The following is a 23464-nucleotide window of genomic DNA, read 5'->3' on the forward strand; positions in this document are numbered from 1 at the left end:
TGAGTGGCGGGGCCGGGCGGGCGGCTCGTAATTTGTGCCTGCCGTCGTTGCCTCTTACAGCTCAGCCGCTTGCATCATCTCCGGGGGACCTCCATGCCGTACGCCGCCACAGGACGAATGAGACGCGCCGTCACCGAGAGCGTCTCCGGGTTGCCCCGGGCCTTCTGGTGGCTGTGGATCAGCACCCTGGTCAACCGGCTCGGCGCCTTCGTCGCCACCTTCATGGCGCTCTATCTGACCCTTGAGCGGGGGTACTCCGCCTCGTACGCCGGGCTCGTCGTCGCGCTGCACGGGCTCGGCGGTGTCGTGTCGTCGCTCGGTGCGGGGGTGATGACCGACCGGCTGGGGCGGCGGCCGACCCTGCTGATCGCGCAGGCTTCCACGGCCGTGTCGGTGGCGGTGCTCGGGTTCATGGAGCACCCCGTCGCCATCGCGGGCGTCGCCTTGCTCGTCGGCATGGCCAGCAACGCGTCCCGGCCCGCCGTGCAGGCGATGATGGCGGACATCGTGCGGCCCGAGGACCGGGTGCGGGCTTTCTCGCTCAATTACTGGGCCATCAATCTCGGGTTCGCCGTCTCGTCCGCGGGTGCCGGGTTCATCGCCTCCTACAGCTACCGGGCCGGCTTCCTCATCGAGGCCGCCATGACCATGGTCTGCGCCATCGTCGTCTTCACGAAGCTGCCGGAGTCGCGGCCCGTGCAGACGGAGGTGGAGAAGGCCGCCGAGCCCGTGGTGGGGCTCGGGACCGTGCTGCGGGACGGGCGCTTCATGGGTGTGGTCGGACTCAGCTTCGTCGTCGCGCTCATCTTCCAGCAGGGGTCCGTGGGACTGCCCGTCGCGATGGGCGAGGCGGGGTTCACACCCGCCGACTACGGGCTCGCCATCGCGGTGAACGGCGTGCTCATCGTCGTCATGCAGATCCCCGTCACCCGCTTCATCGAGCACCGCGACCCGCGCCGGCTGCTCGTGATCTCCTCGGTCGTCGCCGGGTACGGCTTCGGGCTCACCGCGTTCGCCGGGTCGCTCGGCGTCTTCGCGCTGACGGTGTGCGTGTGGACACTCGCCGAGATCGTCAACGCGCCGACCCAGACGGGCCTCGTCGTACGCCTCTCCCCCGTCCACGGACGCGGGCGGTACCAGGGCATGTACACGATGTCCTGGTCCGTGGCCGCGCTGGTCGCCCCGCTGATGTCCGGCTTCATGATCGACCGGTTCGGCGCGGAGTGGCTGTGGGGGACGTGCGCGGTACTCGGGACCGGGGCCGCGCTGGGGTACTGGGGGCTCATGCGGAAGCTGCCCGAGGAGGGGGCGGAGCCGGGGGAGGTCGCCCCGGGTGGGGTCGCCCCGGGCGTGGCCGACGCGCCCGGTGCCGTCGAGGTCACCGCCGCGGCAGAGTCCGCTGTGCCCCGTACGGACTCCGTTGCGCCTCCTGAAGACTTCGTTGCGCCTCGTACAGATTCCGTGGCCGCACCACGTCCGTAGTGCCGTACAGCGCCAGCCTGGACCGGAGGTCGCCGGTGAAGTCGGGGACGTCGATCTGGTCGAACTCGCGGACCGTGTTGAGGCCGACCGTCGCGCTGTGCGGCGCGAGTCCGTCGATCTTCATCAGGCCCGCGCGTTCGTTGGTGACGCGGATGTTCCAGTGCGTGAAGCGGGCTCCGAAGAGGGGGCCCGCGCTCGCGTCGCCGCCGTGCCGGCCGTTGTTCTCGACGGTGATGTCCGTCCGTACGTTCGCGAACGGCATCCCGCGATGGCTGTCGAACGTGCCCATCTCCATGTGGCCGCGCGACCAGACGTTGTAGGAGGACAGGCCCTCCACGTTGATGCCGTGCAGTTGGGTGCCGGGCGGCGCCGGGGTCGTGCGGGCGTCGATGCGGAAGTCCTCCACGAGGTTGTCGTGCGAGCCCTCCCGGCAGAAGTACGGGTGGTGGGAGCCGCGGCCCGTCACGCGCGTGCCGCGCAGGGTGCAGGCGGAGGCGGCGACCAGTCCGAAGCCGTTGTCGACGTGGCGTACGACGACGTCGTCGGCCCAGCAGTCGTACGCGCACTGGAACGTGACGCCGTTGTAGCCCCTGTCGAGGAGGTGCGGGGACTGCGGGGTCTCGACGGCCTCCAGGGTGAGGCCTTCGACGCCGGAACCGGTCAGGGGCGTCGCGTGAGTGGTGAGCCGCGGGTCCCACTCCGGGCGTACGTCGAGGGGGAGCGGTCGCTCGAACGTGACCCGGCGCTCTCCGGGGTCGACGGCGACGATCCGTACGGGCCACTCGTAGGGGACGTACGACGTGAGCTTCGTCTTGCCGTCCCAGGTGTACGCCTTCGCGCCCGCGCCGTCGCCCGCCATGTGCTCCAGAAGGGTGTGGTCCGGGTCATCCGAGAGGCGGAGGAGCACGAGGTCTCCTTTGCGGAGCCGGGACGCGTCGGCCACGGTCACGGACCAGGAGCCGCGGTGGGCGGGGCGGACGCCGGTGAGGGTTTGCCAGGTGTCCCTGTTGTTGCCGGTCCAGCCTTCGAAGGGCCAGTTCCCGGCTTTGATGGCGTCGGTGAGGGACTCCCAACGGGCCTGCGGGCAGAGCCAGATGAGGCCGCCCGCCCAGGACCAGCTGGACTTGTCGCCGCCGTAGCGCGAGCCGTAGGGGCCGATCAGGTCGGTGAGACTCCTGGTGGCGAGGAGGGTGGTGCGGGCGCTGCCCGCGCCGCGCAGGGTGACGTTGTCGTGGGCCATGTGGATCAGGCCGTCGAGGCGGTAGGCGCCGGGGCGCAGTACTACGGTGCCGCCGCCTTCCCGGCCCGCTTCGGCGAGGGCGCGGTTGATCGCGGGGGCGGCGTCCGTCCTGCCGTCCGGGGGGACGTCTATGGGGAAGATCCGGTCGGGGTGAGGGCGCGAGCGGGGGAAGGGGTGGCGGCCCGTGCGGAAACCCGCTCGGCCTATGTAGGGGATCTGGGGGTGGGTGTAGGGGGCGGCGGTGAACTCTCTCCAGAGGAGCGGGGTTTGGCGTCGGGGGACGGCGACGGCCGGTGTCGGGGACATGGCCCCGGTCGCGGTGGCTACGGCTATGGCGGCGCCTAGCAGGCCTCGTCTGGTGGGGCGTGGATGCGCGTGCGCGTGTGAATGTGCGGGGGTTCGCTCGTACTCCATGGCGGCGCCGCCTTCCGTCAACCGTCGTCCACGATCACATATATGGACTGCGTTCATGTCTGCGGTGGACGGGAGCATGCCATGGCGTCCCGCCGGGCGGAAGAGGTGGAGCGCTGACGACAGCGGAGCGCGCGCCCACGGAGCGCGCGCCAGCGACAGCTCAGCTCGGCTGGGTCAGATGCTTGAACGCTTCGAGGTTTCGCGTGGACTCGCCGCGCGAGACCCGCCACTCGTACTCCTTGCGGATCGCCGACGCGAAGCCCAGTTCCAGGAGCGTGTTGAAGGAGTCGTCCGAGGCGGAGAGGACCGAGCCGAGGAGGCGGTCCAGTTCGGCGGGGGTGACCGCGGCGAGCGGCAGCTTCCCCGCGAGGTAGATGTCGCCGAGGGAGTCGATCGCGTAACTGACGCCGTAGAGACGGAGGTTCCGCTCCAGGAGCCAGCGGTGCACCGCCTCGTGGTTCTCGTCCGGGTGGCGGATCACGAAGGCGTTCAGGGAGAGGGAGTGGTTGCCGACCCGCAGGGACAGGGTCGTGGAGAGCTTTCGGGTGCCGGGGAGCTTCACGACGTACGAACCGGGTTCGGGCGACTCCCATTCGAGCTCTGCGTCGTTCAGCGTTCCCTCGATGACCGACGCGGCGTCAGTCGTCCGTGCCGTCCCCGTCTGCTCCGCCCGCTCAACCATGGTGCGAGCGTACGTGACGGCGCGCTGTGCGGAAGTCGTGCATCGCCGCGGTGTAGACGTCCGCCGTGGCGGACGCCGCCGTGTCCCAGCCGAAGGACTGCGCGTGCGCGGTGGCGGCGGCGCCCATGCGGTCCACAAGCTGGGGATGGTCGGCGAAATCGCGGAGCACGCGCGCGTAGAGGGCCGGTTCGTGGCCGGGGACGAGGAAACCGGTGACCTCGTCGCGTACGGCGACGGGCAGCCCACCGACCGCGGCGGCGAGGACCGGCGTGCCCGCAGCCTGCGCCTCGATGGCGACGAGACCGAAGGACTCGCTGTAGGAGGGCATCACCAGGACCGAGGCCGCCCGGAACCAGTCCGCCAGCTGCTCCTGCCCGACGGGCGGCTGGAAGCGGACGACGTCCGCGATCCCGAGCTTCGCGGCCAGCTTCTGCAGCCCTTCGGGCTTCGCGAGGCCGCTGCCGCTCGGGCCGCCGACTATGGGGACGACGATGTTCGAGCGCAGCGCCGGACGCTCGTCCAGCAGGACGGCGACGGCGCGAAGGAGCAGGTCGGGGGCCTTCAGGGGCTGGATGCGGCCCGCGAAGAGCGGTACGAGGGCGTTCTGCGGCAGGCCGAGGCGGTGCCGGGCCGCGGCACGTCCGTCGGCGGGGCGGAACCGTTCGAGGTTGACGCCGGGATGGACGACGGCGACCTTGCCGGGCTCGGCTTCGTAGTGACGCACGAGTTCGTCGGCCTCTTCGGCGGTGTTCGCGACGAGGCGGTCGGCGGCCCGGACGATCTGGGTCTCGCCGATGACGCGGGCGGCCGGCTCGGGGGTGTCGCCGGCGGCGAGCGCCGCGTTCTTGACCTTCGCCATGGTGTGCATGGCGTGGACGAGCGGGACGCCCCAGCGTTCGGCGGCGAGCCAGCCGACGTGGCCGGAGAGCCAGTAGTGGGAGTGGACCAGGTCGTAGTAGCCGGGCCGGTGGCCCGCCCAGGCCTGCATGACGCCGTGCGTGAAGGCGCAGAGCTGGGCCGGCAGCTCTTCCTTGGCGAGCCCTTCGTAGGGCCCCGCGTCGACGTGACGCACGAGGACGCCGGGCGCGAGCTCCACGGTGGGATCGAGCCCTCCGGTGGTGGCGCGCGTGAAGATCTCGACCTCGATGTTGATCGCGGCGAGGCGCTTGGCGAGCTCGACGATGTAGACGTTCATGCCGCCCGCGTCGCCCGTGCCGGGCTGGTGCAGGGGCGAGGTGTGCACGCTCAGCATCGCCACGCGGCGCGGCCGCCGCTGGGAGCCGGGAATACGGAGTCTCGGGGGTGCCGCCTGGGAGCGACGCCCGAGCCTGGACACGTACTGGCTCACGGGGCGGTCCTCCTTGCGTACGTGCATGGCTACGGGCACTGCTGCTGCATGGTTACGGGCACAGCTTTGAGGAGGGCGTACGTTCCTCCAGAGGGAGAACACCGGAGCCCGCTGCTCCATTTCCTGCCCGCCCGTTTTTACCAAAGCATTACGTAGCGTCCCTCAACCGCCATTCCCGCATACCCTTTCCCCATGGCCCCACGCACCTCTTCCCGCCCCGTGGGAACGGTGACGCGCGGGACCACGAACCCGAACCGGCTGCGCCGCATGGACCGCTGGATCGCGGCCGTCCACGGCGCCGCGCTGCGCCGCTCGGCGGCCCCCGTCGCCGTCGACCTCGGATACGGCGCCTCCCCCTGGACCGCCGTCGAGCTGCTCCTGAGGCTGCGTACCGTCGCTCCACGCGCGCGTGTCGTCGGCATCGAGATCGACCCCGCCCGGGTCGCCGCCGCCGCGCCCTACGCGCGCGAGGGGCTCACCTTCCGGCACGGCGGGTTCGAGGTGCCGCTGTCACCGCCGAACGGGACCGGCACCGGACCGGATCTGATCCGGGCCGCGAACGTCCTTCGGCAGTACGACGAGGACCAGGTCGCCGCCGTGTGGGCACGGCTGTGCGCCCGCCTCTCCCCCGGCGGGCTGCTGGTCGAGGGCACCTGCGACGAGATCGGGCGCCGGCACGTGTGGGTCGCGCTCGGGCCGGAGGGGCCGCGCACGGTGACTTTCGCGGCGCGGCTCGGCTCCCTGGAGCAGCCCTCCGACCTCGCCGAGCGGCTGCCGAAGGCGCTGATCCACCGGAACGTGCCGGGCGAGCCGGTCCACGCGTTCCTGCGCGACTTCGACCGGGCGTGGGCGGCCGCGGCGCCCTATGCCTCGTACGGGGCGCGGCAGCGGTGGATCCGTGCGGTGCGGGATCTGACCGCCGACTGGCCCGTTCTTGACGACGCGTCACGGTGGCGGCAGGGCGAAGTGACGGTGCGGTGGGAGGCGTTGGCGCCGCGCCTGGGGTGAGGGCGGGCTCGGGGTGAATCCCGAGATCGAGGCGAGTCCCGGGCCCGGGGTGAACCCCGAGGGCCCTCCGGGGACACCCGGACGCCACCCGGAGATGTCCGGGCGAACGCGGCGGAGGGGAACGAACGCCGCGTGCGGTACGTCACACGGGTCAGGTGGGGATCGGAGTTGCTGACGGGCTCTGTCGTATCGAGCGCTGACGTGGCACTATCCCGTTGTCGACCGGAAGTTACTGACGGTAAATCAGCTTTGGGGGTGGCGGGGCGTGACTGGGAAGCGATACCCGAGGGCGGCGGCCGTGGCGCTGGTCTGCGCGGCGACGGTGCTGGCCGCACCGGGGACGGCCTTTGCGAACCCGGGCCCGAACCCGCCCCCGGCCCCCCGCACGGACAAGTCCCTCGAACAGGTCCGCAAGGAGATCGACGACCTGTACCACGACGCGGGCGTGGCCACGGACGCGTACAACGCGGCCGAGGAGAAGGCCGAGAAGCAGTCCGAGCAGATCGTGGAGCTGGCCAAGGACATCGCCAAGGGCCAGGCGAAACTCAAGAAGCTGAAGGCCCGCGCGGGCGCCGCGGCCCGCGCGCAGTACCGCGCGGGCGGCATGCCCTCCGAGGCCAGGCTGATGCTCAGCGACGACCCGGGGCAGTTCCTGGACGGCGCGGGCCGCATCCGGGAGGGCGAGAAGGCCACCAAGGGCCTGCTGACCGACATGGAGAGAACGCAGGACGACCTGCGGATCTACGCCAAGGACGCCACCGCCCGCTGGACGAAGCTGGAAGCCAACCGCAAGTCGAAGGCCGCCGCGAAGAAGAAGATAAAGAGGAAGATCGCGGCCGCCGAGAAGCTCGAGTCGACGCTGGAGGAGAAGGAGCGGGAGCGGCTGCGCAAGCTGGAGGAGGAGGCCGCCCGCAAGAAGCAGTCGGCGTGGGTGAGTTCGGGCGTCCTGAAGGACGTCGACGGCAAGGCGTCCACCCGCGGCGAGAAGGCCGTCGAGTTCGCCACCGCCCAGATCGGCAAGCCGTACGTGTGGGGCGCCGAGGGCCCGGGTTCGTACGACTGCTCGGGGCTGACCTCCCAGGCCTGGGCCGCCGCGGGCAAGGGCATTCCGCGGACGTCGCAGGAGCAGTGGAAGCAGTTGCCGCGCGTCGACATCAAGAACATGCGCCCCGGTGACCTGATCATCTACCACGCGGACGCGAGCCATGTCGGGATGTATCTGGGCGACGGCGCGATCGTGCACGCGCCGCGGCCGGGCCGGAACGTGACGATCGCGGGGGCCGGGTCGATGCGGATACTCGGGGTCGTGCGGCCCGACAAGTAGGCGCAGGCCCCTGTTCCGTGGGATGGCCGCTCCCTGCCCCTCCCCCATGTGACCCAGCGCACGACGCAGGTCCACTCTCAACCCTCGCGGCGTGATGTTCGTCATCCCCTGCGGGACCGTGCCGTGCCCAATTGCGTTACCGGATGCGGCATATGACGGTGGCTGTTTGCCGTGCGGCATTCCTATGGAGGCACGGCTACCGCTATGGTCCCCGTCGGTGCCGCGTCGACCTGCGCGGCACCATGCCCTCGGGGGGAGGGAAGGAACCAGACGATGCCCGTACCCATACCGCGGCAGAGAGCGATACCGGCCGCGGAAGGCGGTCAGGCTCACCCGGCGCCCCCACACGACACGACGGCGCCGTCCCAGGAAGGCCCCCGCGTCAACGGCTTCAGCAGTGCCACGGACACCCGCGCCGACACCGGTACCACCGGCACCGCCACCGGCGGCAACGGTTCCGGTCTCACCCTGCTCGTGATCGAGGACGACCCGGCGGGGTCCCTCAGCGTGCCCGAGCTCCTCGACTCCGCGGGCAAGCCCATCCGTATCCGCACCGCCCGCAACCTCACCGAGGCCGAGCGGCTGCTCACGGACGACGTGCACTGCATCCTGCTCGACCTCGCCCTGCCCGCCCCCGGCGCCTCCCCCGGCGCCGGTACTGGCACCGGCACCGCCGAGGGCGACGAGGACGAGCTCATCGCCCTCAAGCACGTGCTGCGGCTCGCGCCCCGGCACGCCGTCCTCGCGCTCACCGCGAACGACGACTCCGAGCGCGGCGCCGAGGCCGTGCGCGTCGGCGCGCAGGACTACCTGTTCCGGGACGAGCTGGACGGCCGGCTGCTGAGCCGCGCCATCCGGTACGCGGTCGAGCGCAAGCGCGCCGACGCCGCACAGCGCCAGCTGACCGAGTCGCGGCTGCGCGCGCAGGAGAACGCCCGTCTGGAGCGCGGCCTGCTGCCGACGCCGCTCCTGGAGGGCTCACCGCTGCGCTTCGCCGCCCGCTACCGGCCCGGCCGCTCCCGCGCGCTGCTCGGCGGCGACTTCTACGACACCGTGCGCACGCCCGACGGCGCCGTGCACGTCATGATCGGCGACGTCTGCGGCCACGGCCCCGACGAGGCGGCGCTCGGCGTGGAGCTGCGCATCGCCTGGCGCGCGCTGACCTTCGCGGGCCTGTGCGGCGACGAGCTGCTCTCCACGCTCCAGAAGGTTCTGGAGCACGAGCGCCCGGACGACGAGATCTTCGCGACCCTCTGCACGGTCGACATCGCCCCGGACGGCCGCAGGGCCGGTCTCTGTCTCGCCGGGCACCCCGCGCCGCTGATCGCCCGCGAGGGACGGCTCGCCGAGCTGCTCCCGTACGAGGACGGGGGTCCCGCCCTGGGGCTCCTGCCGCGCGCCCGCTGGCCGCGCCGACAGGTGGAGCTGGGCGGCAAGTGGAGCCTGATGCTCTACACGGACGGCCTGATCGAGGGCCGCATCGGCCAGGGCAACCAGCGGCTTGGGCAGGAAGGCATGGTGGACATGGTCCGCCGCCAGATCGCGGCCGGGCTGCAGGGCGAGGAGCTGCTGGAGGCGGCGGTGAACGAGGCCCGCGACCTCAACGGCGGGGACCTGACGGACGACGTGGCGGTACTGCTCCTGGACCGGGCGCCCGGCGCGCGCTGAGCGGCCGGGCCTCTCGGCCTGCCGTCACCGTCCGCCGTTGTACGGGCCGTAGGGACCGTCGCTGCTGGAGCCGCCGCGGCGGCCGCCGCCGCCCGTGATCTGCCGGATCGCGGGGCGCACGTCGACCATGTAGACGATGGTGGCGACGAGCCCGATGATCGGCAGGAAGGACAGGATCGGGAAGAGCAGGTTCACCACGAAGGCGAGCCCGAGGATGATCAGCCAGAACGGCTTGGTCTTCTTGTCCGCGGCGCGATAGGCGTCCTCGCGCCGGACGGCGGCGTCGATGAGCGCGAATCCGCTGAAGACGATCAGGGCCAGCGACAGCAGCCACATGAAGTTCGCGAACCCTTGCATCAGCACAACGTCCACCACCAGTCTCGGCTCATCGATTACGCGGCCACGGTACCCGCTACCCAGTCACCCGCTACCCGGACAACGGGGCGGACACTCGATGAGTGCCCGCCCCGGCGCGTGGCCCGGCTCTGCCCGGCCGGCACGGCCCGCTCTACTTGGCGGGCGGTGTGGTCTTCTTGGCGGCCGGCTTCTTGGCCGGTGCCTTCTTGGCGGCGGGCTTCTTCACCGGGGCGGCGGCGACGGCGCTCTTCGGCGTGACGACGGCGGGCCCCTTGGGCTCGGCGGACTGCGTCACGGCGGGCTTCGGCTCGTCGTCGGGCTCGACGGTCTCGGCCAGGTCGAGGATCTCCTCGGCGGCCTCGCCGCGCCACGACTTCACGGCCTGCTCGCCGTGCTCGGCGACCTCGTCGTACTTCTCGCGCGCCTTGACCGCGAGCTCGGCGGCGACGCCGACACCGCGCAGCGCGAGGTCCTGAGCGGTTTCGCCGAGCTTCTTCAGGTCGGTGTCGATCGTGCCGAGCACCTCGGCGACCTTCGCCTGGAGGGTCTCCTGCGCCTCCTTGGCGCGGGCACCGGCCTTGTCCTGGACGGCCTTCGGGTCGGTGTTGCGCACCGCTTCGATGCGGGACGGGGCCTCGGCGATCAGCTGCTCGACGAGCCCCGGAACCTTCTTCGCCTGCTGGATGGCGAGGTCCGCGGACCCGGCGACGAAGTACGCGGGGGTGGGGTTGCTCAGGGTCTTGCGCAGGTCATCGGTGATGGCCATGACGAGGGTCCTCCCGGATTCGCGTCGGCGTATGAGGCGTATGAGGCGTGTGGAACGTTCAGCCTGTGGGTGCTTGCTCGGTACCGGCATCACTGCCGTCGTCGTACGCGTCCGCGTGCGACGGCGTCTCGAAGCCGTTCTCCTTGCGGAACGACTCGTAGATCTGCAACAGCACTTGCTTCTGGCGTTCGTTGATGGACGGGTCGGCGAGGATGACGGCGCGCGTCTCCAGCTCGTCCCGCTCCTTCTCGTCGAGGATCCCGGCCCGCACGTACAGCGTCTCGGCGGAGATCCGCAGGGCCTTGGCGACCTGCTGCAGGACCTCGGCGCTCGGCTTGCGCAGGCCGCGCTCGATCTGGCTCAGATACGGATTGGACACTCCCGCGGCATCGGCGAGCTGCCGCAGCGACAGCTGCGCACTGCGCCGCTGTTCGCGCAGATACTCACCGAGATTGCCGACGTTGAGCGATGCCATACGCCGATGGTGCAGCACCGCCGCTAACTTTTGCAAGCAACCGCTTGCAAAAGTGCGCCACGCCACTTCGGCCGTGGAACGGCGACGGAAGACGGACCAGTTGACCGTCACGCCGCCCTGGAGCGGTCCCTCGTCTCCGTGCGTCGCTCGAACCCCGCCGACTCGTACGTCGCCACCGCGGCCGTGTTCGAGCTCGGTGTGGCGACCAGCGCGCTCGACGCGCCCATGTCCCGGAGCGCGGCCGCCGCGGCGAGGGTGATCTGTTCGCCGTGGCCGCGGCGGCGGTGGTCGCGGTGTACGCCCATCGGTTCGAGGATCCCCGGTCTGCCGGCGCCCGCCGACCAGACCGTCACGGCCGCCACCGCGTCGCCCCCGTCGTCGTACCCGAGGAGACAGCGCGCGTCGGCGTACGGCAGGCCCGACGCCACCGCGTGCCAGCGGTCCGCCGTGAACCTCGAACCGTCGAACGCCGCACCGAGTACGGCCGCGAACGCCTGGGCCCGCGCCGGGCCGACCTCCTCGACGCGCAGGTCCGGCGTGCGGACCGGGGCCGTGAGGTCGCGGCGCAGCGGTGTCCACGGATCGTCGAGGTGCCAGCCCTCCTCGGCGCCCAGGAGGTCAGGGAAGAGGGTGTTCGGGGGTGCCTCGATGTTCACGCGGCCCGCGGGCAGTACGCCACGCGCCGGGTCGGTCACGTCGGCGACCAACTGCCGTGCCAGTTCCTCGTCCTGACGGACGTCCGGCGCGGTCGTCAGCCGCAGCAGGTCCGGGCCGTCCAGCAGGCCGGCCGCGAGAATCCGCCCCGACCGGCTCCACGTCCTGACCGCCGCCGCGGTCGCCTCCGCGCCCGAGCGCCAGAACCAGCCCAGGTCCCCCGGATGCAACTGCGTCGGCGCCCCTTCGTACTGCCACTCCCGCAGTACGGCCACGGCCTCGGCCAGCCCGTCGACCCCCGGAACGTTCAACACGATCGCCATGGCAACGATCACACCCCATCGTGCCGGACGGCCGCATCCCCTTTGCCGGCCGATCCCCTCGGAGGTGCGTCGGGGCGCCGTTGTCAGACCCCCCGGCTAGCGTGAGCACGAGTACCGCTGTTACGCCAACTCCTCCCCGTACGCCGCCATGTACGGGACTCGCTGCCCCGCGGAGACAACGATGAGCAAGGCCAGGACGACGCACACAGCCGACAGCCACGATCTGATCCGTGTGCACGGCGCTCGCGAGAACAACCTCAAGGACGTGAGCATCGAGATCCCGAAGCGCCGTCTGACGGTGTTCACCGGCGTCTCCGGTTCCGGCAAGAGTTCGCTGGTGTTCGACACGATCGCCGCGGAGTCGCAGCGGCTCATCAACGAGACGTACAGCGCCTTCGTGCAGGGCTTCATGCCGACGCAGGCGCGCCCCGAGGTCGACGTGCTCGACGGGCTCACCACCGCCATCACCGTCGGCCAGCAGCGGATGGGCGGCGACCCGCGCTCCACGGTCGGCACCGCCACCGATGCCAACGCGATGCTGCGCATCCTCTTCAGCCGGCTCGGCGAGCCGCACATCGGCCCGCCCAGTGCGTACTCCTTCAACACCGCGTCGGTCCGCGCGAGCGGCGCGATCACCGTCGAGCGGGGCAACAAGACCGAGGCGCAGAAGGCGACGTACCAGCGCACCGGCGGCATGTGCACGCGCTGCGAGGGGCGGGGCAGCGTCTCCGACATCGACCTGACGCAGCTGTACGACGACTCCAAGTCGCTGGCCGAGGGCGCGTTCACCATCCCCGGCTGGAAGTCGGACAGCCAGTGGACCGTGCAGGTGTACGCCCAGTCCGGCTTCGTCGACCCGGACAAGCCGATCCGTGCGTACACGAAGAAGGAGCTGCGCGACTTCCTCTACGGAGACCCGGTCAAGGTGAAGGTCAACGGCGTGAACCTCACCTACGAAGGGCTGATCCCGAAGATCCAGAAGTCGTTCCTGTCCAAGGACAAGGAGTCGATGCAGCCGCACATCCGGGCGTTCGTGGAGCGCGCGGTCACGTTCACCACCTGCCCCGAGTGCGACGGCACGCGGCTCAGCGAGGGCGCCCGCTCCTCGAAGATCGAGCGGAAGAGCATCGCCGACCTCTGCGCGATGGAGATCAGGGACCTGGCCGAGTGGATCCGCGGGCTCGGCACGAGCGGGGCGTACGCGTCGGTGGCGCCGCTGCTCACGGCCCTGCAGCAGACCCTCGACTCGTTCGTGGAGATCGGGCTCGGCTACCTCGCGCTCGACCGGCCCGCGGCGACCCTGTCGGGCGGCGAGGCACAGCGCGTCAAGATGATCCGCCACCTCGGCTCCTCGCTCACCGACGTCACGTACGTCTTCGACGAGCCCACCATCGGACTGCACCCCCACGACATCCGGCGGATGAACGACCTGCTGCTGCGCCTGCGCGACAAGGGCAACACCGTGCTCGTCGTGGAGCACAAGCCGGAGACGATCGTCATCGCCGACCATGTCGTCGACCTCGGGCCCGGCGCGGGCACGGCGGGCGGCACTGTCTGCTTCGAGGGCACGGTGGACGGGTTGCGGGCGTCCGGCACCGTCACCGGCCGCCACTTCGACGACCGGTCCACGCTGAAGGAGTCCGTGCGCGAGCCCACCGGAGCCCTGGAGATCCGCGGCGCGGACGCGCACAACCTGCGCGAGGTCGACGTCGACATCCCGCTCGGGGTGCTCACCGTCGTCACCGGCGTCGCCGGGTCCGGCAAGAGCTCGCTGGTGCACAAGTCGATCCCCGCGGACGTGGGCGTGGTCGCCGTCGACCAGACCCCGATCCGCGGCTCGCGGCGCAGCAACCCCGCGACGTACACGGGCCTGCTCGACCCGATCCGCAAGGCCTTCGCCAAGGCCAACGGCGTGAAGCCCGCGCTGTTCAGCGCCAACTCCGAGGGTGCCTGCCCGACGTGCAACGGCGCCGGGGTCATCTACACGGACCTCGGGGTGATGGCGAGCGTCGCCACGCCCTGCGAGGACTGCGAGGGGCGGCGCTTCCAGGCGTCGGTCCTGGAGTACCGGCTCGGTGGGCGCGACATCAGCGAGGTCCTCGCGATGTCCGTGGCGGAGGCGCTGGAGTTCTTCGGCGACGGCGAGGCCAGGACGCCCGCGGCCCACCGCATCCTGGACCGCCTGTCGGACGTCGGCCTCGGCTACCTCAGCCTCGGCCAGCCCCTGACCACGCTCTCCGGCGGCGAGCGGCAGCGCCTCAAGCTGGCCACGCACATGGGCGACAAGGGCGGCGTCTACGTACTCGACGAGCCGACCACCGGCCTCCACCTCGCCGACGTCGAGCAGCTTCTCGGCCTCCTCGACCGGCTCGTCGACGCGGGCAAGTCCGTCATCGTCATCGAGCACCACCAGGCGGTCATGGCGCACGCGGACTGGATCATCGACCTCGGTCCGGGGGCGGGCCACGACGGCGGCAAGGTCGTGTTCGAGGGCACGCCCGCGGATCTGGTCGCCAAGCGGTCCACTCTCACGGGTGAGCACCTCGCGGAGTACGTGGGCGGCTGACCGGCGGAGTACGTGGGCGGCCGACCGGCGGAGTACGTGGGCGGCTGACCGGCCGCCCTGGCGGATAGCCACTTTTTAGTGGGTACTTGGCGGGGCGGCCCTCGGCGGAGAACCTTGTGGAGGAGCGGGGCGCACGGGCCACGCAGACGTGAAGGACGGCGAGGACAGGAGGTGTCGGTGCGTCAGGAAGTCCTTCCCGACAGGGACTCGTCCCCGACGCCGGCCATCTTGTCCAGGCGCCGGTGGCCCCAGTCCGACAGCGGGGCCAGAGCCTCGCAGAGGTCGCGGCCGAAAGCCGTGAGGGAGTAGACGGTCTTCAACGGCCGCACATTGTGCACCTCCCGGTGCACGAGGCCGTCCGCCTCCATCTCGCGGAGGGCCTGAGTCAGCACTTTCTCCGTCAGCCCCGGCAGCAGCCGCAGCATCTCGCCGGGGCGGCGGGGTCCGCTCTCCAGCGGCCAGAGCAGTGCCGTCTTCCACTTGCCGTCGATCACGGCGATCGCGGCGGTCACTCCGCACACGTTCGGGTCCTGCGCACGGCTGCGCGTCATGTCCGTCCGTCCCCTCCACTGCCATCCATCCGCATACACATGCCTGTGTACGTACGCACGGAGTCGCATCATGCCTGCGAACAACACGCACCAGTCTGCCGTCACGAGCCCCGTCACCGTCATCGGCCTCGGTCCCATGGGGCGGGCCCTCGCCGCCGCGTTCCTCGCCGCCGGTGTACCCACCACCGTGTGGAACCGGACGCCGGGGCGGGACGGCGAACTGGTCGAACGCGGCGCGCTGAGAGCCCGCACCGCCGAAGAGGCCGTCGCCGCGAGCCCGTTGACCGTGGTGTGCGTCGTCAATTACGACGCCTCGGACGCGGTCCTGCGCGACGACGCCGTCACCCGCGCCCTCAAGGGCCGGACCGTCGTGAACCTCAGCGCCGACACCCCCGACCGCGCCAGGTCGGCCGCGGAGTGGGCGGCCGCGCACGGGGTGCGGTACCTGGACGGCGCGATCATGACGCCGACCACGACGATCGGAACGCCGCACGCCGTCTTCATCCACAGCGGTGAGACCGCGCTCTACGAGGAGCACCGTCCCACCCTCGAAGCGCTGGGCGGCACCCACACGCACCTCGGTGAGGACATCGGGCGGGCGGCGGCGTACGACGTGGCGCTGCTCGACATCTTCTGGACCGCGATGACCGGGTACATGCACGCCCTGGCGGTGGCGAAGGCCGAGGGTGTCCAGGCGCGCGAGCTGGCCCCGTTCGCGGCGGGCATCGGCGCGATCCTCCCGGCGGTGTTCGAGGCCGCCGCGGCGGAGGTGGACAACGGTACGTACTCCGGGGACGACAACCCGATCACGTCCGCCGCGTCCACGATGGCCCACGTGATCCACACGTCCGAGTCCCACGGCATCGACGCGGGCGTCATGCGTGCCGCCGAGGGGCTGGCCCGGCGCGTCATCGGCGAGGGCCACGGCACCGACGGGCTGACCAGGGTCACCGAGCTGCTCGGCCGACGCTGAGTCCCCCAGGGGGGCGCCGGAACCCTGGGTTTCGCGGGCGCCCCGTCCCGGGCGGCGACGCCGCCGCCGGCGTGGGCGAGGACGGCTTCGCGTACATCCGCGGGCCCACGTGAACGAGTACGCCGGAGGGCGGCAAGCAGATCACCGCGATCACGGGCGTGGTCAGGCGGCTGGGCGGGTGAGGTCCGGGCCGGTGGGAGCCGGGCCGGTGGGAGCCGGGTGGGTGAAGAATGAGCGGCGGTAGTCGGCGGGCGACACCCCGACCTGCTTCAGGAAGTGGTGGCGCAGGTTGTTCGCCGTGCCCAGGCCGCTCAGCTCGCCCACCCGCTCCACCGGCAGGTCCGTCGTCTCCAGCAGGCTCTGCGCGCGCACGAGCCGCTGGTTGAGCAGCCACTGCAGCGGCGTCGTACCGGTGGCCGCGTGGAGGCGCCGGTAGAACGTGCGCGGGCTCATCGACGCCCGGCGTGCGAGGTCGTCGACGGTCAGCGGGCGGTCCAGGTGTGCGCGGGCCCACTCCAGTACGGGGCCGAGGCCCCCGTCGTCCGTCTCGGGCACGGACAGGTCGATGAACTGGGCCTGCCCACCGGGCCGGTGGGCGGGCACGACCATCCGGCGCGCCAGCTGGTTGGCGACGTGCGCGCCGAGGTCGCGGCGGACCAGGTGCAGACAGAGGTCGAGGCCGGCGGTGAGTCCCGCGCTGGTCAGGACGTCGCCGTCGTCCACGTAGAGGACGGAGTCGTCGACGGTGACGTCCGGGTGGCGCGCGGCCAGTTGGGCGGTGTGCATCCAGTGGGCGGTCGCCCTGCGCCCGTCGAGGAGGCCCGCCTCCGCGAGCGCGAAGGCCCCGGTGCAGAGGGACACCATGCGGGCGCCCTCGGCATGCGCGGCCCGCAGCGCGTCGGCGAGGCCGTCCGGCAGTGGCGCGCCCTCCTCGACGCACGCGTCCGGCACGGAGGTGACGACGACGGTGTCGGCGCCGGTCAGCCCTTCGAGGCCGTAGGGGGTACGGAGCGAGACCCCGAACTCGGCCGCCCCTTGCCCCGGCCCCTTGGTGGCGCACAGCCGCATGTCGTACCAGTGGTCCGACAGGTCGGGCTGCGGCTTGCCGAACACCGTGAAGGGGATGCTCAGTTCGTACAGATCCCAGGACGGGATCCCGATCTCGTCGGCCACGACGACCGCCACGGAACCTGCGCTCATGAGGGGAGCGTACGGCGGTCCCGGCTCCCCGCGACGGTTGGCAGGAATTTGGTGATCACCGTCACCGCTGTCACTGTCGACGGTCGGCGCCCGCTGCGACCGTGGTCCCCATGAACGCGAGCAGCGACACGAACACCACCACCGCAACGACCCCCGCAACCTCCCCCGTCACCGTCATCGGCCTCGGCCTCATGGGCTCCGCCCTCGCCGCCGCCCTCCTGGACGCAGGTCACCCCACCACCGTCTGGAACCGCTCCCCGGAGAAGGCGAAACCCCTGGCCGACCGGGGCGCGCAGGTGGCCGCCACCCCGGCGGACGCCCTCGCGGCGAGCGATCTCGTCCTCGCCTGCGTACTCGACCACGACGCCCTGCACGCCGTGCTCGGCCCCCTCGCGGCGACCGGCGGACTCGCCGGGAAGTCCCTGGTCAACCTCACCACCGGTACGCCGGAGCAGGCCGAGGAGATGGCGCGGTGGGCGGCCTCGCACGGGGCCGACTATCTCGACGGCGGCATCATGACGACGCCGCCGGGCGTCGGGAGCCCCGAGATGATGTTCCTGTACAGCGGGTCGGAGGCCGTCTTCGCGGCCCACCGCGACACCCTCGCCGCGCTCGGCGACCCGCTCCACCTCGGCACGGAGCCGGGCCTCGCCTCGCTCTACGACGCCGCGCTGCTCGGCCTGATGTGGGCCGCGTTCACGGGGTGGCTGCACGGCACCGCGCTGGTCACCTCGCGGGGCACGTCGGCCGCGGACTTCACGCGGGTCGCGCTGCGCTGGCTGAACGGCGCGGTCTCCGGGTTCGTCTCGACGTACGCGCCGCAGGTGGACGCCGGACGCTATCCGGGCGACGACGCGACCGTCGACGTGCAGATCGCGGCGATCGGCCACCTGATCCACGCCGCGGAGGCGCGCGGCGTCGACAACGCGCTGCCCGAGCTCCTGAAGGCGACGATGGAGCGCGCGGCGGCGGCGGGCCACGGCGGAGACAGCTACGCGAGCGTGATCGAGGTGCTGCGCGGCGACCGCTGACGAGCCATTGGCCTACGCCGACGGACCACCGGCCCACGGATGGGCACCGGCCCGCGTCACGTCACAGGCCTGCGATGGATCACCGGGTTTCCCCCCGTTCCGCCGCCGCAGAGGCGAGGATGGACGGAACGATTCGTCGGCACCGGGGGGAGCCACCCATGAACCGTCCGCTGCGGCACATAGCCCTCTTCTGCGGCCTCCTCATCCTCGCCCTGCTCCTGCGGGCGAACTGGGTGCAGTTCGCGAAGAACGACGACCTCGCGAACGACAAGAAGAACCGCCGCGTGCAGATCGAGGCGTTCTCCCACCCCCGCGGCGACATCATCGTCGGCGGCAAGTCCATCACCGGCGCGAAGGAAACCCCCGGGTCCGACTTCAAGTTCAAGCGGGTCTTCAAGGAGGGCCCGATGTACGCGCCGGTGACGGGCTACTTCTCGCAGGCCCAGGGCGCCACGTTCCTGGAGGGCGTCCACAACGGCATCCTCAGCGGCAACGACGACCGGCTCTTCATCAAGCGCACCCTCGACATGCTGACCGGCAAGAAGCAGCAGGGCGGCGACGTCATCACGACCATCGACCCCAAGGCGCAGAAGGCGGCCTACCAGGGGCTGGTGGACCTGAACGCCAAGGGTGCGGTCGTCGCCCTGGACCCGCGCAGCGGCAAGGTGCTCGCGATGGCCAGCACCCCCTCGTACGACCCCTCGGTGTTCTCGGGCATCTCGCTCGCCGAGGGCAAGAAGTTCAAGGAGCTCAGCGGCCGCAAGGACAAGCCGCTCAGCAACCGCGCGCTGCGCGAGATCTACCCTCCCGGCTCCACCTTCAAGATCCTCACCGCCGCCGCCGCCCTGGAGCACGGCGTCGTGACGGACATCGACAAGCCGACCGACGCGCCGACCCCGTACAAACTCCCCCTCAGCTCCACCCGCATCGGCAACGACGTGCCGGACTCCAACTGCGACAAGGTCTCCGTGAAGACCGGCATGCAGTGGTCCTGCAACAACGTCTTCCTCGACCTCGCGGACAAGCTCGGCAAGGACAAGATGCGCGAGACGGCGGAGAAGTTCGGCTTCAACGAAGAGCAGTTCATTCCGGTGCGTTCCGCCGCCAGCAGCTACCCAGAGAAGCTCGACAAGCCGCAGACCGCGCTGACCGGCATGGGGCAGGGCAGCCTGACCAGCACGCCGCTGCAGATGGCGATGGTCACGGCGGGCCTCGCCAACGACGGCAAGGTCATGAAGCCGTACCTGGTCGAGGAGTTGCGCGGCCCCGACCTCTCCACGATCGAGAAGGGCTCGCCCGACCCGCTCAACCAGGCCGTCTCCGAGAAGACGGCGAAGAGCGTCCAGGAAATGATGGAGAACACCGTCGAGAACGGCACCGCGAACAAGGCGCGGATCGACGGCGTCACGGTCGGCGGCAAGACCGGCACGGCCCAGCACGGCGCGGACGTCGACGACGAGCGTCCTTTCGCGTGGTTCGTCTCGTACGCGAAGAACAGCGAGGGCGAGTCGCCCGTCGCCGTCGCCGTGTTCGTCGACCCCTCCGACATGGACATCGCACGCTCGGAGATCGCGGGCGGCAAGCTGGGCGCGCCGATCGCGAAGGCGGTCATGGAGGCGGTCCTGGAACGCTGAGAGCTCCGAGGTCCCTCAGAGACCGGCGGTCCACGGCAGGGGCCTGCTGTGCAGTACGTCGAGACGTGACACGGCGCGGGTCAGGACCACGTACAGCCGGTGGAGTCCGCGCGCTTCCGCCTCCACGATGGCGGCCGGTTCGGCGGCGACGACGTGGTCGTACTCCAGGCCCTTGGCGACGGACGCCGGGAGCAGGGTGACGCGTGCGCCCAGCTCGTCCGGGCCCGCGCTGCCGATGCCGGCCGCGTCCAGTGCCGTACGGAGCCGTTCGACGTCGTGGTCGGCGGCGATGACCCCGATCGAGCCCTCCCGCCCGAGCGCGCCCCGCACCGCCTCCACCACCGCGGCCGTCACGTCCGCGACCTCCCGCACCCGCAGCTCCCCGTCCCCGCGCAGCGACCTCGCGGGCGGTACGTCGACGTCGAGCCGTCCGAGGAGTTCGTTGGCGAGCCCGACGACGGCACGCGGCACCCGGAACCCGGTGGTCAGCGGCGCCACCGCGGCATCCGGCTTGCCCAGGTGGGTCAGCACCTCCGCCCAGCTGCGGGCGGCCCAGGGCGTCGTGGCCTGCGCGAGGTCGCCGAGGACCGTCAGCGAGCCGAAGTCCGAGCGGCGCGCGATGACCCGGCACTCCATGGGCGACAGGTCCTGCGCCTCGTCGACGACGATGTGCCCGTACCCGGCGGGGCGTTCGAGGAGCCCCTCGATCTCGTCGAGCAGCACCAGGTCGGCGGCGCTCCACTTCGCGGACTTGTGGGAGCGGGGAGGGCGGCCCCACAGGATCGCCCGCTGCTCCGCGTCGGCGAGAACCCCCTCGGCCGCGGCCGCCAGCGTCTCCGCGTCCCCCAGCACCTCCGCCAGCACCTCGTCCGCCCGCACCCGCGGCCACACCGCGTCGAGGAAGCCGCTGACGGACCTGGCCCGTCCGACCTTCTGCACCCACGTGTTGTTCTGCGGCCCGGCCCGGCGCTCCGCCTGTTCCCGCACGGCCCGCACGACCCGGCTGCGCACCCGCTCACGCCCGACGGCGTACGGCGGCTCCTCTTCCCGTACGTCCGCCACGATCCGCTCCAGTTCGCCGAGCGGGACCCGCCACCGGTACGCCCCGTCGGCGACGGCGACCTCCGCGTCCGCGGGCGGCGCGACGACCCGCGCGTACAGCGCCCGGCGCAGCACCTCGGCCATGCGGGCGTCGTGCTTGACGAGGGCGGCGGCCTCGTCGTCGTGGGCGCGTACGGCATACCGGCCCCGGATCTCGTCGCTCACCGTCGACTGCCGTACGCCGGTCTCGCCGAGCGAGGGGAGTACCTCGGCGATGTAGCGGAGGAAGGTGCGGTTGGGGCCGAGGATGAGCAGTCCGGAGCGCTGGACGCGGTGGGGGTAGGTGTAGAGGAGGTACGCGGCGCGGTGCAGGCCGACGGCGGTCTTGCCGGTGCCGGGCGCTCCCTGCACACAGACGGAGGCGGCGAGTTCGCCGCGCACCAGGTCGTCCTGTTCGGGCTGGATGGTGGCGGCGATGTCGCGCATGGGGCCGACGCGTGGCCGCTCGATCTCACCGGCGACGATGCGACTGCCCACGCCGTCGTCGTGGCCGCCTTTCCCCACGGGCTCGTCCTGCCCCAGGGGTTCGTCCTCCATCCCGGTGAGGTCGGCGGAGTCCCCCTTGCTGCCTGGCGCCCAGCCGAACCGGCGCCGGACGGCGACGCCCTGCGGGTCCCTGGCACCCGCCTGGTAGAAGGCGCGGGAGACGGGGGCGCGCCAGTCGACGACGAGGGGCGGGACGGAGGGATGCTCGCTGACGCGCAGCCGCCCTATGTAGTAGCGCTGCCCGCGATGCTCGCCGGCCCCGGCGTCCTCCGCGTCGGCGAAGTCGAGCCGACCGAAGAACAGCGGGGCCTGCGGCAGTTCGCGCATCGCCTTGGCGTGGCTGCGGAACTCGTACCCGAGCACCTCGGCGTCGGCTCCGGACGCGGACACGTCCGCCCCTCCGACCACCCGCTCCTCGGCGCCTTCGACCATGCGGGCCAGGGCGGCGCGGCAGGCGTCGTGGTGACGGCGTTCCCGGGCGAGGGCGTCGGTGGCTGCGGCCGATGGTGTCGTCGTCATGCCGCCAGGATAATGCAACCGAGTAACAAACATAACCGAGATACATTCGTAACCGCATCTCGCCCACCCGTTAGACTCGCTCCATGCCCCCAGCCACCGAGAGCACGGCCCCCACGAGCGGCCTCCGCGCCCGCAAGAAGCAGCGCCGTTTCGAGGAGATCTCCGAGACGGCGATCGCCCTCTTCCTGGAGAAGGGGTTCGAGAAGGTGTCGGTGGCGGAGGTCGCGGCGGCGGCGGAGGTCTCCAAGCCGACCCTGTTCCGCTACTTCGCGTCGAAGGAGGACCTGGTCCTCCACCGTTTCGCCGACCACGAGGACGAGGCGGCCCGCACGGTCGCCGCCCGCCCCGCGGGCCTCACCGCACTGGACGCCCTCCACCGCCACTTCCTGGCCGGCCTGGACCGCCACGACCCGGTGACGGGCCTCAACGACGCCGAAGGAGTCCTCGCCTTCCACCGCCTGCTCTACGGCACCCCGTCCCTGATCGCCCGCCTCCACGGCTACCAGAACCGCTCCGAACAGGCCCTGGCCACAGCCCTCCACGACGCCCACGGCGGCACCCCCCTGGACGCCCGCCTGGCCGCGGCCCAGATCATCGCCGTCCAGCGCGTCCTGGCGGAGGACAACTGGCACCGCGTCGCCGGGGGCGAACCCGTGGACGCGATCGGACCGGAGGCGGTGACGGCGGCGAACAGGGCGTTCGGCCAGCTGCGCACGGGCCTCGCGCGGTACGCGTGACCGGCCCGGGTCATGGCGCGGGCTCTCAGCCGCTGCCCGCGTCGGGCAGCGGCGAGGACAGCCGCCACAGGGTGTCGAAGAGGTCCTGCCGCTGGGCGACCTTCTCCCGCCCCGCGGCCCCCGACCCGGCGCGCCAGTGGGTCAGGACGGCCTGGTAGCCCTTGAGGTCCAGGATCTGCCGCTCCGGCGGCACGGGAGCGGACTCCTGCACCACCTTGTCGTAGATGCCGTCGAACAGCTCGTCGCCGTTGAGCAGGCAGAACTTCAGGAGAGGGGTGATGCGCAGCATGCGGAACTGCACGTCCATGTCGGCCCGGCGCGCCCCTCTCAGGCTGCGGGCCACTCCCGCGAACTCACGCACGTTCCACCGCACCCGGTCCAGCTGGTACGCGCGGTACGCGGGGTCGTCCACGGCCCTGCCCTGCGCGTCCAGCGTCCCCGGTATCGCCATCGGCACGGTGAAGTCCGGCACGAGGATCCGCACCCGCACACTGCGTCGGGCCCCCTCCTCCAGCGCCTCCAGGCTCCGCATGACCGGCGCCTTGACGGTCTCCCCCGTGTATCCGACGGCGTCGATCCGGACGCGCCGCGCCCTCCTGTTCCCCACCACACGTTCGATGTGCTCGCCCAGGTCCGCCGTGCGTATCTCGGAACCGGCCTCAGGAGGTGTCCTGCGGTTCAGCTCGCGCACCTCGGTGTAGAGCACGTAGCCGACCAGGCTGACGATCGAACCGCCCAGATAGGCCTTGCCCTCCAGCGCGTCCCCTACGGGCTGCACGAACTGGGCGACCAGTCCGAGGACGAACACGCCGAGGAGCAGCGCCTTGGTCAGGGCGCTCTCGGCGTTCGCCCAGCGCTCCCGCCCCGAACGACGACCTCTCGCAGCCACCAGGCCCCCTCGCTCCACGGGAGTTGACGCCGTACT

General features: G+C 71.5%; 20 protein-coding genes. 9 read left to right on the plus strand and 11 right to left on the minus strand.

Going from position 1 to position 23464, the window contains the following annotated elements; translation table 11 throughout:
- Positions 1–117 precede the first annotated feature (117 nt).
- Positions 118–1482, plus strand: a complete 1365-nt coding sequence (locus DEJ47_RS17530) for an MDR family MFS transporter (protein ID WP_223828395.1) — start codon at positions 118–120, stop codon at positions 1480–1482.
- Here DEJ47_RS17530 and DEJ47_RS17535 read toward each other — a convergent pair.
- From DEJ47_RS17535 to mshA, 3 genes are all read right to left on the minus strand, one after another.
- Positions 1379–3136 (minus strand): glycosyl hydrolase family 28-related protein, encoded by a 1758-nt coding sequence (locus tag DEJ47_RS17535; RefSeq protein WP_398337608.1) that lies wholly within the window; start codon positions 3134–3136, stop codon positions 1379–1381. The two genes, DEJ47_RS17530 and DEJ47_RS17535, sit on opposite strands and share 104 nt — an antisense overlap.
- A 160-nt stretch (positions 3137–3296) precedes the next feature.
- A complete protein-coding gene (locus DEJ47_RS17540; RefSeq protein WP_150169444.1) occupies positions 3297–3818 on the minus strand; it encodes a YbjN domain-containing protein in 522 nt (173 codons plus the stop codon).
- On the minus strand, positions 3811–5166 hold the full coding sequence (mshA, locus tag DEJ47_RS17545) for a D-inositol-3-phosphate glycosyltransferase (RefSeq protein WP_150169446.1): 1356 nt from the start codon (positions 5164–5166) through the stop codon (positions 3811–3813). Before mshA ends, DEJ47_RS17540 begins: the two co-directional genes overlap by 8 nt.
- Before the next feature lie 192 nt (positions 5167–5358).
- Between mshA and DEJ47_RS17550 the strand changes: the two genes are divergently transcribed.
- The 3 genes from DEJ47_RS17550 to DEJ47_RS17560 all read left to right on the plus strand — a co-directional run bounded on the left by DEJ47_RS17550 (position 5359) and on the right by DEJ47_RS17560 (position 9166).
- Positions 5359–6174 carry a class I SAM-dependent methyltransferase gene (locus tag DEJ47_RS17550; RefSeq protein WP_150169448.1) on the plus strand — a complete coding sequence of 272 codons (816 nt, stop codon included), beginning with the start codon at positions 5359–5361 and terminating at the stop codon, positions 6172–6174.
- 265 nt (positions 6175–6439) lie between these two features.
- Positions 6440–7498: a C40 family peptidase gene (locus DEJ47_RS17555; protein WP_150169450.1), complete on the plus strand. Its 1059-nt coding sequence runs from the start codon at positions 6440–6442 to the stop codon at positions 7496–7498.
- 273 nt (positions 7499–7771) lie between these two features.
- On the plus strand, positions 7772–9166 hold the full coding sequence (locus DEJ47_RS17560) for a PP2C family protein-serine/threonine phosphatase (RefSeq protein WP_150169452.1): 1395 nt from the start codon (positions 7772–7774) through the stop codon (positions 9164–9166).
- Positions 9167–9190: 24 nt separating this feature from the next.
- Here DEJ47_RS17560 and DEJ47_RS17565 read toward each other — a convergent pair whose 3' ends face one another.
- The 4 genes from DEJ47_RS17565 to DEJ47_RS17580 all read right to left on the minus strand — a co-directional run bounded on the left by DEJ47_RS17565 (position 9191) and on the right by DEJ47_RS17580 (position 11741).
- Positions 9191–9523: a DUF2516 family protein gene (locus DEJ47_RS17565; RefSeq protein WP_190415451.1), complete on the minus strand. Its 333-nt coding sequence runs from the start codon at positions 9521–9523 to the stop codon at positions 9191–9193.
- A 151-nt stretch (positions 9524–9674) separates the two neighbouring features.
- On the minus strand, positions 9675–10289 hold the full coding sequence (locus DEJ47_RS17570; protein ID WP_150169454.1) for a hypothetical protein: 615 nt from the start codon (positions 10287–10289) through the stop codon (positions 9675–9677).
- A 58-nt stretch (positions 10290–10347) separates the two neighbouring features.
- Positions 10348–10764 carry a helix-turn-helix domain-containing protein gene (locus DEJ47_RS17575; RefSeq protein WP_150169455.1) on the minus strand — a complete coding sequence of 139 codons (417 nt, stop codon included), beginning with the start codon at positions 10762–10764 and terminating at the stop codon, positions 10348–10350.
- Between the two features lie 107 nt (positions 10765–10871).
- Complete coding sequence (locus DEJ47_RS17580; RefSeq protein WP_150169457.1) at positions 10872–11741, minus strand: GNAT family N-acetyltransferase; 870 nt, start codon at positions 11739–11741, stop codon at positions 10872–10874.
- A gap of 181 nt (positions 11742–11922) precedes the next feature.
- Between DEJ47_RS17580 and DEJ47_RS17585 the strand changes: the two genes are divergently transcribed.
- Positions 11923–14307, plus strand: a complete 2385-nt coding sequence (locus DEJ47_RS17585) for an ATP-binding cassette domain-containing protein (protein WP_150169459.1) — start codon at positions 11923–11925, stop codon at positions 14305–14307.
- 182 nt (positions 14308–14489) lie between these two features.
- Here DEJ47_RS17585 and DEJ47_RS17590 read toward each other — a convergent pair whose 3' ends face one another.
- Positions 14490–14858, minus strand: a complete 369-nt coding sequence (locus DEJ47_RS17590) for a winged helix-turn-helix transcriptional regulator (RefSeq protein ID WP_150169461.1) — start codon at positions 14856–14858, stop codon at positions 14490–14492.
- A 70-nt stretch (positions 14859–14928) separates the two neighbouring features.
- Between DEJ47_RS17590 and DEJ47_RS17595 the strand changes: the two genes are divergently transcribed.
- Positions 14929–15831, plus strand: a complete 903-nt coding sequence (locus DEJ47_RS17595) for an NAD(P)-dependent oxidoreductase (RefSeq protein ID WP_150169463.1) — start codon at positions 14929–14931, stop codon at positions 15829–15831.
- A gap of 162 nt (positions 15832–15993) precedes the next feature.
- Here DEJ47_RS17595 and DEJ47_RS17600 read toward each other — a convergent pair whose 3' ends face one another.
- Positions 15994–17031 carry a helix-turn-helix domain-containing protein gene (locus DEJ47_RS17600; RefSeq protein WP_150169465.1) on the minus strand — a complete coding sequence of 346 codons (1038 nt, stop codon included), beginning with the start codon at positions 17029–17031 and terminating at the stop codon, positions 15994–15996.
- Between the two features lie 110 nt (positions 17032–17141).
- On the opposite strand from DEJ47_RS17600, the gene DEJ47_RS17605 reads away from it, so the two are divergent.
- Both DEJ47_RS17605 and DEJ47_RS17610 read left to right on the plus strand, forming a co-directional pair.
- The gene (locus DEJ47_RS17605) at positions 17142–18062 is read left to right on the plus strand and encodes an NAD(P)-dependent oxidoreductase (protein WP_150169467.1); all 921 of its coding nucleotides are present in this window, start codon (positions 17142–17144) and stop codon (positions 18060–18062) included.
- Positions 18063–18220: 158 nt separating this feature from the next.
- The gene (locus DEJ47_RS17610; RefSeq protein ID WP_150169469.1) at positions 18221–19696 is read left to right on the plus strand and encodes a peptidoglycan D,D-transpeptidase FtsI family protein; all 1476 of its coding nucleotides are present in this window, start codon (positions 18221–18223) and stop codon (positions 19694–19696) included.
- A 15-nt stretch (positions 19697–19711) separates the two neighbouring features.
- Here DEJ47_RS17610 and DEJ47_RS17615 read toward each other — a convergent pair whose 3' ends face one another.
- Entirely contained in the window at positions 19712–21802 is a 2091-nt protein-coding gene (locus tag DEJ47_RS17615; protein WP_150169471.1) for a HelD family protein, read from the minus strand.
- Positions 21803–21885: 83 nt separating this feature from the next.
- Here DEJ47_RS17615 and DEJ47_RS17620 point away from each other — a divergent pair, with 83 nt between their 5' ends.
- Complete coding sequence (locus tag DEJ47_RS17620) at positions 21886–22539, plus strand: TetR/AcrR family transcriptional regulator (RefSeq protein ID WP_150169473.1); 654 nt, start codon at positions 21886–21888, stop codon at positions 22537–22539.
- Positions 22540–22564: 25 nt separating this feature from the next.
- Here DEJ47_RS17620 and DEJ47_RS17625 read toward each other — a convergent pair whose 3' ends face one another.
- On the minus strand, positions 22565–23428 hold the full coding sequence (locus DEJ47_RS17625) for a hypothetical protein (protein ID WP_150169475.1): 864 nt from the start codon (positions 23426–23428) through the stop codon (positions 22565–22567).
- Positions 23429–23464 lie beyond the last annotated feature (36 nt).

Source organism: Streptomyces venezuelae, assembly GCF_008642355.1.
In the GTDB taxonomy this organism is placed as follows: domain Bacteria; phylum Actinomycetota; class Actinomycetes; order Streptomycetales; family Streptomycetaceae; genus Streptomyces; species Streptomyces venezuelae_B.

Bases quoted from the DNA above. Each gene is read 5' to 3' on its own strand.
- DEJ47_RS17560 (WP_150169452.1), top strand. From the start codon at position 7,772: ATGCCCGTACCCATACCGCGGCAGAGAGCGATACCGGCCGCGGAAGGC.
- DEJ47_RS17550 (WP_150169448.1), top strand. From the start codon at position 5,359: ATGGCCCCACGCACCTCTTCCCGCCCCGTGGGAACGGTGACGCGCGGG.
- DEJ47_RS17600 (WP_150169465.1), bottom strand. From the start codon at position 17,031: ATGAGCGCAGGTTCCGTGGCGGTCGTCGTGGCCGACGAGATCGGGATC.
- DEJ47_RS17580 (WP_150169457.1), bottom strand. From the start codon at position 11,741: ATGGCGATCGTGTTGAACGTTCCGGGGGTCGACGGGCTGGCCGAGGCC.
- DEJ47_RS17570 (WP_150169454.1), bottom strand. From the start codon at position 10,289: ATGGCCATCACCGATGACCTGCGCAAGACCCTGAGCAACCCCACCCCC.
- DEJ47_RS17565 (WP_190415451.1), bottom strand. From the start codon at position 9,523: ATGCAAGGGTTCGCGAACTTCATGTGGCTGCTGTCGCTGGCCCTGATC.
- DEJ47_RS17615 (WP_150169471.1), bottom strand. From the start codon at position 21,802: ATGACGACGACACCATCGGCCGCAGCCACCGACGCCCTCGCCCGGGAA.
- DEJ47_RS17585 (WP_150169459.1), top strand. From the start codon at position 11,923: ATGAGCAAGGCCAGGACGACGCACACAGCCGACAGCCACGATCTGATC.
- DEJ47_RS17605 (WP_150169467.1), top strand. From the start codon at position 17,142: ATGAACGCGAGCAGCGACACGAACACCACCACCGCAACGACCCCCGCA.
- DEJ47_RS17590 (WP_150169461.1), bottom strand. From the start codon at position 14,858: ATGACGCGCAGCCGTGCGCAGGACCCGAACGTGTGCGGAGTGACCGCC.
- DEJ47_RS17610 (WP_150169469.1), top strand. From the start codon at position 18,221: ATGAACCGTCCGCTGCGGCACATAGCCCTCTTCTGCGGCCTCCTCATC.
- DEJ47_RS17620 (WP_150169473.1), top strand. From the start codon at position 21,886: ATGCCCCCAGCCACCGAGAGCACGGCCCCCACGAGCGGCCTCCGCGCC.
- DEJ47_RS17575 (WP_150169455.1), bottom strand. From the start codon at position 10,764: ATGGCATCGCTCAACGTCGGCAATCTCGGTGAGTATCTGCGCGAACAG.
- DEJ47_RS17540 (WP_150169444.1), bottom strand. From the start codon at position 3,818: ATGGTTGAGCGGGCGGAGCAGACGGGGACGGCACGGACGACTGACGCC.
- DEJ47_RS17535 (WP_398337608.1), bottom strand. From the start codon at position 3,136: ATGGAGTACGAGCGAACCCCCGCACATTCACACGCGCACGCGCATCCA.
- DEJ47_RS17595 (WP_150169463.1), top strand. From the start codon at position 14,929: ATGCCTGCGAACAACACGCACCAGTCTGCCGTCACGAGCCCCGTCACC.
- DEJ47_RS17530 (WP_223828395.1), top strand. From the start codon at position 118: ATGAGACGCGCCGTCACCGAGAGCGTCTCCGGGTTGCCCCGGGCCTTC.